Origin of the sequence: Vibrio sp. 11986-1-5 (assembly GCF_963878025.1) — a bacterium.
GTDB classification, from domain to species: Bacteria; Pseudomonadota; Gammaproteobacteria; order Enterobacterales; family Vibrionaceae; genus Vibrio; species Vibrio injensis.
Genome location: NZ_CAWNVW010000044.1, coordinates 207,044 through 220,325 on the forward strand (window position 1 = coordinate 207,044; position 13,282 = coordinate 220,325).

The 13,282-nt window shown below is 45.1% G+C and carries 14 protein-coding genes; 9 read left to right on the top strand and 5 right to left on the bottom strand.

The annotated features are described in order from the left end of the window. The first annotated feature begins 189 nt into the window (after positions 1–189). Positions 190–1,218, top strand: coding sequence for a dihydroorotase (gene pyrC, locus AACS00_RS11005; RefSeq protein ID WP_110167434.1), 1,029 nt, complete (start codon positions 190–192; stop codon positions 1,216–1,218). Between the two features lie 74 nt (positions 1,219–1,292). Next, positions 1,293–2,225 carry a M14 family metallopeptidase gene (locus AACS00_RS11010; RefSeq protein ID WP_072670732.1) on the top strand — a complete coding sequence of 311 codons (933 nt, stop codon included), beginning with the start codon at positions 1,293–1,295 and terminating at the stop codon, positions 2,223–2,225. A gap of 123 nt (positions 2,226–2,348) precedes the next feature. Here the strand turns inward: AACS00_RS11010 and AACS00_RS11015 are convergent, their stop codons facing one another. Next, on the bottom strand, positions 2,349–3,140 hold the full coding sequence (locus AACS00_RS11015; RefSeq protein WP_072670733.1) for an AraC family transcriptional regulator: 792 nt from the start codon (positions 3,138–3,140) through the stop codon (positions 2,349–2,351). 97 nt (positions 3,141–3,237) lie between these two features. Here AACS00_RS11015 and AACS00_RS11020 point away from each other — a divergent pair, with 97 nt between their 5' ends. The 3 genes from AACS00_RS11020 to AACS00_RS11030 all read left to right on the top strand — a co-directional run bounded on the left by AACS00_RS11020 (position 3,238) and on the right by AACS00_RS11030 (position 6,049). Then, positions 3,238–4,140: a DMT family transporter gene (locus tag AACS00_RS11020; protein ID WP_072670734.1), complete on the top strand. Its 903-nt coding sequence runs from the start codon at positions 3,238–3,240 to the stop codon at positions 4,138–4,140. Positions 4,141–4,314: 174 nt separating this feature from the next. After that, entirely contained in the window at positions 4,315–5,079 is a 765-nt protein-coding gene (locus AACS00_RS11025; protein ID WP_072670735.1) for a DeoR/GlpR family transcriptional regulator, read from the top strand. 247 nt (positions 5,080–5,326) lie between these two features. Next, the gene (locus AACS00_RS11030) at positions 5,327–6,049 is read left to right on the top strand and encodes a LuxR family transcriptional regulator (protein ID WP_072670736.1); all 723 of its coding nucleotides are present in this window, start codon (positions 5,327–5,329) and stop codon (positions 6,047–6,049) included. Between the two features lie 2 nt (positions 6,050–6,051). Here AACS00_RS11030 and AACS00_RS11035 read toward each other — a convergent pair whose 3' ends face one another. Beyond that, on the bottom strand, positions 6,052–6,633 hold the full coding sequence (locus AACS00_RS11035; RefSeq protein WP_072670737.1) for an acyl-homoserine-lactone synthase: 582 nt from the start codon (positions 6,631–6,633) through the stop codon (positions 6,052–6,054). A gap of 410 nt (positions 6,634–7,043) precedes the next feature. Between AACS00_RS11035 and AACS00_RS11040 the strand changes: the two genes are divergently transcribed. The 4 genes from AACS00_RS11040 to AACS00_RS11055 all read left to right on the top strand — a co-directional run bounded on the left by AACS00_RS11040 (position 7,044) and on the right by AACS00_RS11055 (position 9,003). Continuing rightward, entirely contained in the window at positions 7,044–7,538 is a 495-nt protein-coding gene (locus tag AACS00_RS11040) for an acyl-CoA thioesterase (protein ID WP_004396713.1), read from the top strand. A gap of 219 nt (positions 7,539–7,757) precedes the next feature. Next, positions 7,758–8,006: a DUF3297 family protein gene (locus AACS00_RS11045; protein ID WP_072670738.1), complete on the top strand. Its 249-nt coding sequence runs from the start codon at positions 7,758–7,760 to the stop codon at positions 8,004–8,006. 118 nt (positions 8,007–8,124) lie between these two features. Then, positions 8,125–8,376 carry a DUF2999 family protein gene (locus AACS00_RS11050; protein WP_072670739.1) on the top strand — a complete coding sequence of 84 codons (252 nt, stop codon included), beginning with the start codon at positions 8,125–8,127 and terminating at the stop codon, positions 8,374–8,376. Between the two features lie 375 nt (positions 8,377–8,751). After that, on the top strand, positions 8,752–9,003 hold the full coding sequence (locus AACS00_RS11055) for a hypothetical protein (RefSeq protein ID WP_072670740.1): 252 nt from the start codon (positions 8,752–8,754) through the stop codon (positions 9,001–9,003). A gap of 298 nt (positions 9,004–9,301) precedes the next feature. Here AACS00_RS11055 and malG read toward each other — a convergent pair whose 3' ends face one another. The 3 genes from malG to malE form a co-directional block, all read right to left on the bottom strand. Further along, the gene (gene malG / locus AACS00_RS11060; RefSeq protein WP_004396716.1) at positions 9,302–10,192 is read right to left on the bottom strand and encodes a maltose ABC transporter permease MalG; all 891 of its coding nucleotides are present in this window, start codon (positions 10,190–10,192) and stop codon (positions 9,302–9,304) included. 11 nt (positions 10,193–10,203) lie between these two features. Further along, positions 10,204–11,781 (bottom strand): maltose ABC transporter permease MalF, encoded by a 1,578-nt coding sequence (malF, locus tag AACS00_RS11065; protein WP_072670741.1) that lies wholly within the window; start codon positions 11,779–11,781, stop codon positions 10,204–10,206. A gap of 78 nt (positions 11,782–11,859) precedes the next feature. Beyond that, positions 11,860–13,041, bottom strand: coding sequence for a maltose/maltodextrin ABC transporter substrate-binding protein MalE (gene malE, locus AACS00_RS11070; RefSeq protein WP_072670742.1), 1,182 nt, complete (start codon positions 13,039–13,041; stop codon positions 11,860–11,862). Between the last annotated feature and the right edge of the window lie 241 nt (positions 13,042–13,282).

Genomic DNA, 13,282 nt, shown 5'->3' on the forward strand with positions numbered 1-13,282 from the left:
TTGGTATTTTTATTGACGCTAAGCCTAACGGAAAAACAAGGGAAATAAAAAGCCGAAAACAAAGAAAAAGATGATATTAAGCCACTTTTCCTCTATCATCCTGTCGCCTAAACGGAAGCGTTTGCGTCATAAGTACGTGAACATGGTTTAGGCTCCAATCATTCAACTTTTCCATGGTGGGAGCAATTCATGACAACCTTTACCCTGACTCGTCCCGACGACTGGCATGTTCATCTACGCGATGGTGATGTTTTACAAGATACCGTTCGAGACATTAGCCGCTATAACGGACGTGCCCTGATCATGCCCAACACCGTCCCACCCGTCACCACGACTGAGATGGCTCTTGCTTATCGTGAACGCATCTTAGCCGCCCAACCTCACGCGCACTTTCAACCCTTAATGACTCTGTATCTCACCGACAATACTTCGCCTGATGAAATCCGTAAAGCCAAAGCATCCGGTGCGGTTGTAGCGGCGAAACTTTACCCAGCTGGTGCGACCACCAACTCAGATTCTGGTGTCACTGACCCGAAAAAAATCTACCCAGTTCTACAAGCGATGCAGCAAGAGGGATTACTGTTATTGGTGCATGGCGAAGTAACGACACAGGATGTCGATATCTTTGATCGAGAAAAGACCTTTTTAGAGACCGTATTAGCGCCTATTGTCAACGACTTCCCAAACTTAAAAATCGTCTTAGAACATATCACGACCGCAGAAGCCGTCGCCTTTGTCAAACAAGCTGGGGAGAATGTCGCCGCGACGATCACTGCACATCATTTACTGTTTAATCGTAACCATATGCTGGTCGGCGGAATACGCCCCCATTTCTACTGTTTACCGATCCTAAAACGAGCAACCCACCAAGACGCCCTAGTTGCCGCGGCAACCTCTGGTAATAAAAAATTCTTTTTAGGCACGGATTCCGCGCCCCATGCACAAGGCCAAAAAGAATCCGCGTGTGGCTGCGCAGGATCGTACACCGCGCACGCCGCCCTTGAGCTGTATGCAGAAGTATTTGAGAAACAAGGTAAGCTTGAAAACCTTGCCGCATTTGCCAGTTATAATGGGCCTGATTTTTATGGCTTACCACGGAATACGGATACTGTGACGTTAACTAAGCAAGCTTGGTCCGTACCTAATACGATGCCGTTTGGTAACAATATGGTCGTTCCAATACGAGCGGGTGAATCGATTCATTGGACGGTGAAATAAACCGAGACACCAATTGCAGTCGCAGCTCATAACACTTAAGCTCATGACTTTTCTTACTCTCACTAGGGAAAGTCATGACTACTTTTAATCGTTACCCGATTGGCACACTCGGTCAACCATGGACTGAACAAGAACGTCAGGCTTGGCGTGCACAAACTAAAATTCAGCGCCCTTATCAAACGGTGGTGGAGGCGATTAAGGCTTTATCGGATCAATTTTGCGTTGAACAATACGGCGCGCTGTCTTACGACCCTGAGCGATATCCACTGCTGTGTGTCAAAACTCAGCCTTGGCAAACGGATAAACCGACCCTTTTAGTCACTGGCGGAGTACATGGTTATGAAACCAGTGGTGTTTTCGGTGCTCTGCAATTTTTAACCGAACAGGCTCACCGTTACGCAGAACAGATGAATATTGTCGTGGTGCCTTGCGTCAGCCCTTGGGGGTACGAAACAATTCAACGCTGGAACCCGAATGCGTTAGATCCTAATCGTTGTTTTTATCCAAACAGTCCAGCAGAAGAGTCGGCGGCCCTGATGGCGCTGGTCAAAACACTACCGACGATACTTGCTCATCTTGACCTGCACGAAACCACCGACAGTGATGAAAACGAATTTCGCCCCGCATTGGCGGCGCGTGATGGTATCGATTATCAACCGGGACATATCCCCGACGGCTTTTATACCGTAGGAGACAGCGAGAATCCGCAATTGGATTTTCAAGCCGCAATTATTGAATCGGTACGTCAAGTCACTCACATCGCGCCCGCCGATCAACAAGGTCAAATTATTGGCTCACCGGTTATCCAAGAAGGAGTGATTGTTTACCCAGTAAAAGAACTCGGTTTATGCGCTTCTGTCACAAATAGCCAGTACTGCTCAACCACTGAAGTGTACCCAGATAGCCCACGGGTCAATAGTGACGACTGTAATGCGGCTCAAGTGGCAGCCATTGTGGGCGCTTTAAACTATTTATACCCAAAAACTACTTATACCCAAACGACTTGAGTTGCAGGTAGGCGGCAAGTGAGTGAATCCCCATGAGCATAGGTAAACGATGTGATTAGGCTGAACGAACGTAGCCAACACTGCTGCCACTTCAAGTAGGAAGAGGATACTGGCTTGATAAGCTTAAGACAGTAACCGGTTCTTATACTGCTCCGGCGTTTGTCCGGAGTATTTTTTAAACATACTAATAAACGGGCTGGCCTGATTGTAGCCTAAGGTTAATGCCACTTCTTTGACCGATTGCCCATGACGCAATAACTCCATCGAATGCAAATAACGCACTCGCAATCGCCATTCAGTAAAACTCATGCCTAATTCTGCCTGACAATAACGGGCTAACGTACGCTCGGTAGTATGGATACGCTGTGCCCATTGAGCAAGCGTTGTTTCATCGGTTGGATTTTCTTCAATCGCTTTCAGTATCGGCGACAAATATTTGTGATGACTAGACGGCAGGAAATGGTGCTGAGTCTCCTGCGTGGCTAATTGGTCGAGTAATACCTGTACTAAACGCTGGTCTTCACGACTGGTTGCGACACTCACTGAACGCTGACGAAAGTCATCAATGATCGCAGAAACAATCGGGGTGACTTTAATTAGGCTGGTTTTTTGCGGGAAACCTTCGGTCATTTCAGTCGCAATATTTAACGAACAGTACTCGATAGGTCGCCGATTATAACTTTTATGGCGGATCCCCGCAGGAACCCAAATAGCCAGATGTGGTGGAGCCAAAAAGCGCATCGCTTCTGCTTCCATCTCAAGAATACCTCCGGAAATTAACTGCACTTGCCCCCAAGCATGGCTATGCGCTCGAGTCTCCGTATTGGAAAGAAAAGCTTCAAAATTCATAAATACTGCCGACGGAGCCTGCTCAATCGAGAGGGAGGGATGAAGGTTTCTGCTGCGTTGATTCAAACTTGTCTTCCTATCGCTCAAAGTGTCTTTTTAAAGATATATATAATCATAGAGACCTGTCAAACTATCACTAATAATCTCCGACTCTGAGGCAGCAATGATTTATTTTCTCCCTTTATTCACCGTGCTGATTTGGGGTGGCAACACCATTATTAATAAGATGGCCGCCAGTACTATAGAGCCGAGCGCAATGAGCTTTTATCGCTGGTTGCTCGCAATGCTGATCTTAAGCCCTTTTTGCTTACCAACCGTCATTCGGCAGCGTCACATTATTCAACCTTATTTGCCAAAACTCGCTTGCTTAGCGTTACTGGGCATGGTGTTGAATCAATCTTTAGGCTATTACGCAGGCTTAACCACCAGCGCTTCAAATATGTCACTCATCACCTCATTAGTCCCCCTATTGAGTGTGTTTATTAGTGTTCCTTTGCTCAATAAGCGCATTTCTAGCTTGAGTATTACTGGTGGCCTACTGTCATTGTTCGGTCTTGCATTAATGCTCGGTCAGGGCGATGTGTTATTTTTCCTTCATCAATCCATCACTCCTGGGGATGGTTTGATGGTCTTAGCCGCACTGGTTTATGCCTTATATTGCGTACTGCTCAAACGCTGGAAGATGCCCTTAAGTAGCTGGTCAATTATCTACTTACAAGGCGTATTAGCCGTATTCATGCTGATTCCATTATGGTTAACCAGCGAACAGCTTCTGCCTACCGAAGGGTCATTGCCACTCATCGCTTACGCTGGTATTGCCGCCTCACTGCTTGCGCCATGGATGTGGGTAAAATCCATCGACGCTATCGGAGCAGATTCATCAGCGATGTTTATGAACTTATTACCGGTTGTCGCGGTAACATTGGCTGCCACATTGTTAGGTGAGCATATTCATCAATACCACTTTATTGGCGGACTCATGGTGATTAGCGGGGTCATTTTATCCCAAGTGCGCATTCGACGTCGTTCGACTTTAGAACCGATAGAAAAAGCCTCAACACCTTAAACCAAGACTAAGGGTTCGCTCAAAGATGGCTTGTCGATAGAACAGATAATCATGTTCGTTTTGTGTGAAACGAAGCTTAAAACGAACTAAAAACTGGAATAATTTGTTCTCGTTGATTGAATTTAGTCCATTAAACCGTACACTTAGCGCACTTCAACGTATAAGGATAGGCCTGTGAAAGCGGTTAAACGTCATCAAGAAATCATTGAACTGGTGCAAACCCAAGGGTTTGTGAGCACTGAAGAACTGGTCGAACGATTTAATGTGAGCCCGCAAACCATTCGTCGAGATCTTAATGAGTTAGCCGATGCTAACCAACTGCGTCGAAATCATGGTGGAGCCACCATCGCCACCAGTTCGGAAAACTCCTCCTACCATACTCGTCAAGTCACATCACAAGCGGAAAAAGAAACCATCGCCGCCGCTTTAGTCAAGCATATCCCTGATGGCGCAACACTGTTTATTGATATTGGCACCACGCCAGAAGCGATAGCTCGCGCATTAATGGTTGAACACCATCACTTACGCGTTGTCACCAATAACATTAATGTGGCAACCATTTTAATGAGTAAACCTGATTTCAATATTATTCTGGCAGGCGGTGAAGTGCGCAATAAAGATGGTGGTGTGACCGGAGAAGCCACTCTCGATTTCATCTCTCAATTTCGGCTCGATTTCGGTATTCTGGGGATCAGTGGTATCGACTACGATGGATCGCTGCTCGACTTCGATTATCATGAAGTACGGGTCAAACGCGCGATCATCGAAAACAGTCGTTGCGTCTATTTAGGCGTTGATCACAGTAAGTTTGGACGTAACGCCATGGTCAAATTAGGCACACTCGCCGATATTGATCTGATCATCACCGATCAAGCTCCGCCAAAAGAAATCGAACATTTTGCGAAAGAACATGACGTCACTATCCAAGTCACGCTCTAAGGGTTTAGCGCTGGATACTTTGCATAAGCAATAAACGACAGATAATCTCGATTGGCAGCGCCGAGTGAGAGTCAAGATAGGCTCTCACCGTTGCGATAAACACAAATAAACGATGTCACTGGGATAATCGAATATTACCTCTACAGCAGTAAGAAAAAGGGATAACACCATAAGGATAATTGCGGACATCACCTCTATTTAAGTATATTATCAGTTCAGTTAGCGCCTTTGTTGTCAATGGTCATTTATGCAAAAAATTCTGCGCCTGATCCAAGAAAATCCTTTTATTGATAGTTTTCAAGCTCTGCAATCTACGTTGGCTAAGATGAATCATCTTATTGAGCATGAATACTTTTTATTTGGCCTTTCTTTACAGACGACATTAACCAACAACGACACCCTCATCGCCGATAATTACCCTCTCGCTTGGCGTCAACAGTACGACGAATCCCAATTTATGTTGATTGACCCGATTGTTCGCTACAGCATGAGCAACTTTTTACCGATCCGCTGGTCGGAGATTCGTGCACATCATCAAGATAGCCAGATCATTTTTGAAGAAGCTCGCCTTAATGGCTTAAAAGAAGGATTCTCAATTCCAGTGCACGGATTAAGAGGCGAATTCGGGATGCTCAGTTTCGCGACCTCAGACACACGTCATTACGACCTTAATCTTCCGGCTATTCAGACCTCGCAATTGCTTGTTCCCTTATTGGCACAAAACATAGACAATATTGTGCGCTGCCACCGTAATGCAAAGCCAAGAGCAGAGTTAACCTGTCGTGAAGGACAATGTTTAAGTTGGGCGGCCGAAGGAAAAAGCGCTTGGGAAATCGCGCAAATTATTAATACTTCTGAACGAACGGTAAAATTTCATCTCTCTAACGCTTGCAAAAAGCTTGGTGCGACGAATCGCTACCAAGCCATTACCAAAGCAATTTTAGGCGGTTATATTAACCCTTATTTATAATATTAAGCGCCGACACTCTCACGATACCGCTCATTCATTGGGATAGATAAAGCGACAGAGCGCGTTGAACCGAGTACATGTACTTGTTGATTGCCTAACCTTTCACAAGGAATACCCAAGCGTTGAATGAGTTTTTCGACACCAACCGACGTTACGGTTACATAACGAGTAATATGGCGTTGCTGCGCATGGTGGTACAGCGATTGAAACATCTTCATCGTCACGTTACTCACCCCGCCAGCCAGTGCTGAGAACTCCTTATCTACCGCAAAACGGCTCAATTCATACACCTGCGAATCTCGCGGTGCAGTCATCGCCCCAAGTAACTCTGGGAAGGTATTTTTTAACATATAATCCGAGGTGGTCGGTAAAATTCGCCAACAGCCGACAACCTGTCCTTGTTCTCCCTTCGCATATAAGTAATGCGCTTGGGGTATATCATACTCATCGCTTTCTAAACCACCTGCGGTTTTTAACTGCCAATTAAGACGCTGATAAAAAACCTTATAGCGTAAGCTTAATAATGCAGCATAGTCTTGCTCAGGCAATGTCGTAAATGAATGGCTGTAAATAGAAATGGTCATAGGACTTCTCCTTTGGTTAATGGAGAAATCACGCTATACAAACTTAACACTCAAGAAACCTGTTCGATCGAACAGTTACATCATGTATCTTGATCCTCTATGATCAGCTCAGCTGAATTACTAGCAATCAGTTGGCAAATTGATTAGGTACATACTTCAAAAAATTCAATTCGTACCGTGTAAAAACCCCCTCTTTAGAGGGGGTTTTTATTGCGCCCAAGATATCCATCCCGTTGATACTCCACTGGATAGTAGAGCCGCCAAATGCGTATCACAACGCTCAGAGCATTAGCTATTTTACCTTATCGGTATCGCGACCACTTCACAAAGCCAAATGACGCTAAGATACGCTTCGTATGATCTATAGTAATCTTATCAAGATAGCGATAGTCACATTAAGGAATGTATACATGAGTTTTGGCAAACGAGAGATAACCCTACGCTTTTTAGCGGAACCTGGCGATGTTAACTTTGGCGGTAAAGTTCATGGCGGCGCGGTCATGAAATGGATTGACCTTGCCGCTTATGCGTGCGCTGCTGGCTGGAGTGGTAAATATTGTATTACCGCTTATGCCGGTGGCATTCGATTTGTGGCCCCAATCCATGTGGGTAACTTGGTTGAAGTCAACGCCAAAGTCATCTACACAGGTAAAACCTCTATGCATGTCGCGATCGATGTGCAAGCCAGCGAGCCGACCGCACTAAACAATCGCCTCACAACACACTGTATCGTGATTATGGTTGCCGTCGACGAACAAGGTAAACCCACCCCAGTGCCAGAATGGCAACCCACCTCAGCTGAAGACATCGCTTTACGTGAGTCAGCAATACGTTTAATGAATATGCGCACCGAAATTGGCGAAGAGATGGAAGCTCACGTCAAATACCTAAAACCCAAAACCTAAGCCTCACTCTAATGGCAAAGAAATAGCCAATCCCTTATCGGTTGTCGTGTACCTAAACACCTTAGCGTTGTCGGTAGAGGGTTGGGACGAAGAAATACAGCGAGTGGTCGATGGCTACACACTGCAGCAGCTGCAAATAAGCGGAGATAAACGTGGCTTGAACACTCCGCTCGCACTGTCTACAATAGCGCACTTTTTCGTAACTTCAGGTCACATATGATGAATGACATAACCGCAAAACCAGCCTTACCCGATCGTCTAGCCAGTAATTCTCGTAGCCCTTTCTTTGTCGCAGAATGCTTTGATCATGCGATTGGCATTCGCTTTAACGGCAAAGAACGCGGTGATGTAGAAGAATACTGCATTAGTGAAGGCTGGATTAAAATTCCTTCCCCTAAAGCGAAAGATCGTTACGGTAATCCGATGCTGATTCAACTCAAAGGTACGGTAGAAGCGTATTACGTATAATACTCTCGCTATTTATGCGTTAAGAAAGGCAACATTCATCCCGATGAATTCGAATCGGGATGAATGGGCCTGACATGCATGGATAAGCCAGAGAAGAGAAGAAAATAAAGGAGATCTCATGAATCCAATTATAGCCCTCTTAAAAGAGCACGCGATCAGCGACCAACAAATCAATGACGTATTTCAAGCGCTGACCCAAAATCCGCTCGCGGCAATGGCCACCATCAGCCAACTGGGTTTACCTCAAGATAAATTACAACTTTTGCTCGCTCAAGTGATGCAAAATCCAGCGTTAATTAAACAAGCCGTCGAAGAGCTTGGCTTAGATTTTTCAAAAGTCGAAGAAGCACAAACCAAACTTCGTAGCTAAGCGTTTCATCGCCTTTTTCTCGTTCCACCTCAAAGCAACATTCAAAGACCTATCCATACCCAGACGACTTGGAGTTGCAGGAAGGCGGCAAGTGAGTCAATCCCCATGAGCATAGACAAACGATGTGATTGGGGTGAACGAACGCAGCCAACACCGCTGCAACTTCAAGTACGAAGAGTATTAAGACATCCACTGTCATTGAAACGTCATATCGCTTTGCTTTAATTGGTCTGTAGCACCGATAATACCCGCACAACTGACGCCAATATCAGGTCATGATAAAGCGGCTAAACTGGGCTGAGTCCGTGTTCTATCCCGAGGAATGAACGTACTCTTATCCCCGATAGAGGTTAAATAATAACAACGAGAAAGACCATGTCCTTAACACTCGATAAAATTACGCTCAGTGAGTCAACCCTAATCGATGCAAAAGCAGTTGAATATCAATGGGTTCGTTCGTTGTATGTCGAAGGCTACTCTGCCCACGAGATTAATCATTATATAAAAACCTGTTTTGGCGGCGATGACACCTTTGCCGATCTGTTTCGAAAGGTGGCTCTAAAACAAGAAAGTTTATATGTCCTTTTGCAATACATGAGCTGCGCTCCCTCGACTCGAGAGCTGTAACCCGCGATACAAAATCTTCGAACTACCTCGCATCCAAATGGCATTCTGCTGTTCGTTCTCTGCTTATTGTTTATCATCTTCATCCGTAGCGAACTTGGCAAACGTCAGGCATAAAAAAACCTGAGTTAAACTCAGGTTTCGGTTACAAAAACTGTTAGTCATGAAGCTAGTAAGGAATAGAGCTAACAGCCAGCTATGCGTAACGCCAGAACTCGTATCCAACTCAACTGATCGGCGGCCAAACCAAAAGTGTTGAGTCGATACAAAATGGGCGACCTGATGGTCGCCCTTATTATTGTTATCCTTTCACACCGCCAGCGGTTAGGCCTCCAACGAGCCAGCGCTGTGCAATTAAAAAGACCGCAGTAATAGGTAATGCTGACAATACCGCCGCCGCAGCGAAATTACCCCACAAATAGTTTTGCGGATAAAGGTATTGTTGCATTCCAACAGCCAACGTATAAGAGTTTACATCAGATAGTAATAAAGATGCTATCGGAACTTCACCAACGACCATGATGAAAGATAAAATAAACACTACGGCTAAAATTGGCACCGATAATGGCAGCAAGACCAATCTAAACGCTTGCCAAGGTGTCGCACCATCCAACGCCGCCGCTTCTTCTAACGAACTATCGATACTTTCAAAATACCCTTTAATCGTCCAGACATGTAACGCGATACCACCAAGATAAGCAAAGATCAAACCGCCATGGGTATTTAAACCTAAAAACGGGATGTATTGACCTAATTTATCAAACAACGCATAAATGGCGACCAAAGCCAATACCGCAGGAAACATTTGAAAAATCATCATCGCTTTTAAGATGGTTTCTTTGCCCTTAAAACGCATCCGTGCAAACGCATAAGCCGATGTCGTCGACAGCGCCACTATAAATACCGAGCTTATTACCCCAACTTTAACCGAGTTCCACAACCAAGTCAGGACTGGGAAAGGAGGCGGAATCACCGTACCGTCGGCGTGCGTCACGGTCATACCTAATGCTAATTTCCAGTGCTCAAGTGACGGCCGATCGGGGATCAGGCTGCCCGTCGCAAAGTTACCCTCTCGAAATGAGATAGCAATAACCATTAACAATGGAAAAATAATCAGTGACAAAAATGCCCATAACGCGATGTGTGAGGCCCACACTCGATATTTGAGCGACTTTCCTTGAACCATAGCCATATTCTTCGCTCCTATTTGGTTTCTGATACTTTGGCAAAACGTAAATTAATGAGTGCTAAGGCGCCGACCAACAAGAAGATGAGAGTCGCAATCGCACTAGCCAGACCAAAGTCTTGACCGCCCGCGCCTTCAAACGCGATACGATAGGTATAGCTCACCAATAAGTCGGTATAACCAGCAGGCTCTGATGTACCAATCATATTAGGGCCACCCTGAGTTAATAACTGAATCATCACAAAGTTATTAAAGTTAAAAGCAAAGCTGGCTATCAGCAGTGGGGTTAATGGCTTAATCATCAAAGGCAAAGTGATACGAGTAAAATTGTGTACAAAGTTCGCACCATCAATTGCCGAAGCTTCATAGAGATCATCAGGAATCGCTTTCAGTAATCCCATACATAAAATCATCATGTAAGGGAAACCAAGCCAAGTGTTAACGATCAACACCATGGTCTTCGCCAAGAAAGGATCCGAGAACCAAGCCGGGCTTATGCCAAAAATGGCTTGCAGCAGCATGTTTATTTCACCAAAACTTTGGTTAAATAATCCTTTAAAGATCAGGATAGAAATAAACGCAGGGACAGCGTAAGGCAAAATTAACAGCACTCGATATACCGCACGACCTTTTAACGACTCCCACTGCACCAAGCTCGCCAATACCAAACCAATCACCAAGGTAAAAGCGACGGATAACACCGAGAAAACGATAGTCCAGATAAAGATGCTGATGAAGGGTTCTTTAATACCATCATCTTTCCATACTCGCTCAAAGTTATGCGTGCCGATTGACACGATAAATCCGGGAGACACTGTCGGACCGACAAACTCACCTTGTTCGTCAATCACCTGATAAAAACCGATCTCCATGTTCGGACGTAACCATTCACCGGTTCGATTATTGAACAGTGTTTCGCCATCTTCTTGCACCGTGTACAGGGGCACCACACCAGCAAATTGGCGTAAGCCACTCATCCGAATATCAATGCCTGATGGGAAATGCAAATCAATCCCCGATAAGGTACTGCGATAACCAACAATGGTGCGTACCGGCTCAGGCTCACCGAGTGGGCTCTCAAGCGGAGCAAGATACAAATCAGTAGGGACAGAGCCTGTTAGAGGAAAGCTTTCGGTGATATACCACTTATCACCATCTTGCACAGCGATGCGATAACCATCATCCAGCTTATGCAACGTAAAAGGATAGCTATCACCACTTTGATAAGTACGATTTAGTAACACCGTCTGCGCCCGTTCAAAGGAGAGCTGATTTTTAGCGCTGTAGTTGGTAAATGCTAAATTGACGGTATAAGCAAGAGGAAAGAGGATAAATAGAATCATCCCTGCGACACCGGGATAAATATAACGATGAGCATAGGTCTTCTTACTGCCGAAAATATACAAGGCTAAAACAGTAAGAACCAGAGTAAGCATAGCGAATGCGAGCTCACCGCGAGAATACATTAAAATCGTTGTATAGCCATTTACGATACCTACTGCACTTAAAACGGCCCATTTAAGGATAGAGCCTTTGCTGATTGATCGTATTTTGGCTGAAACTGATATCGCCTCTGTACCTTGAATTGACTGCATATAACAACCTGCTAGCGAAATGAAAACTGAGAAAATAAGGAGAGGTTACCCTCTCCTCAAAAGTATTACTGAATGAAATTATCGCGTCATTTGTCTTTCTGCATCCGCCAATGCGGCATCAACGGTTTGACGTCCATCAACGATATTGATGATAGCGCTCTTCGCCGCTCCCCAGAAAGCATTCATCTGTGGGATGTTTGGCATCACTTCACCATTTAACGCGTTATCCATGGTTGCGGCGATACGAGCATCAGAATCTAGCTCACGTTGGAAAGAGTTCAGTGCAACAGCACCCAATGGTTTATCGTTATCCACCATACGTAAACCTTCGTTGGTCAGCAGGTAGTTTTCCAAAAACTCCACCGCAAGGTCACGGTTAGGTGAAGCGGTGCTGATCCCAGCGGTTAATACGCCAACAAACGGTTTTGAAGCTTGACCATTAAATCTTGGCAGCGTAGTCACACCATAATTGATGCCTGAACGTTCAATGTTGTTCCAAGACCAAGGACCGTTAATGGTCATCGCAGTATTACCTTGGTTAAAGGCAGCTTCAGAAACTGAATAGTCCATATCGGCAGAGATGATGCGTTTATCGACTAACCCTTTTACAAAGTTCATCGCATCTTTAACACCTTGTTTAGCAATACCAGCGTCTTTAACATCGTAACCACCGCCAGTGTACTTAAAGGCATAGCCACCATCAGCAGCCATCAGTGGCCAAGTGAAGTAAGGTTCTTTTAAGTTCCACATAATCGCAGATTTGCCTTGCTTCTTCAGTTTTGCGTCAAGCTCAGCCACTTCTTCCCAGTTCTTTGGCGGATTAGGAACCAAATCTTTGTTATAAATCAGCGAGAGAGATTCAACGGCGATTGGGTAACCAATCAGTTTGCCATCATAACGAACGGCATCCCATGCAAAATCAACAATACCGTCTTTAATGCGTTGTGAAGGTTTAATTTCAGCAAGTAAACCCGCTTCGGCATAGCCACCAAATCGGTCATGCGCCCAAAACACAATATCAGGACCATCACCCGTTGCCGCCGTTTGTGGGAAACGGTCTTGCAAACCATCAGGGTGAGCAACGGTAACTTTAATCCCCGTGTCGGCTTCAAATTTCTTACCAACTTCAGCCAGGCCGTTATAACCTTTATCACCGTTGATCCAGATTGTGAGTTGTCCTTCTTGAATAGCAGCATTTGCACCAAATGAGCCAAGCGCAACCAAAGTGCTTAGCGCGACAGTGCTTAGGGCATTTTTCATCTTCATATCCTTGTTATTTGTGTTGTAGGGCGAACACCGATTGAGGTTTTGCCGTATTTCGCCATCTATCATCAGCAAAAAACGGGGCTTGCTCATCCTCCTACTCCCTACGCCCTAGCCATTATGGCCTAGTTTCGTGATCTACATCGTCACTGGTTAGCGATCATAATCACAAAAAAAGCATTGACTGTGATGAAGTTCAACTTCATGACAATCAATAATTTGAACTGGATCTATATGA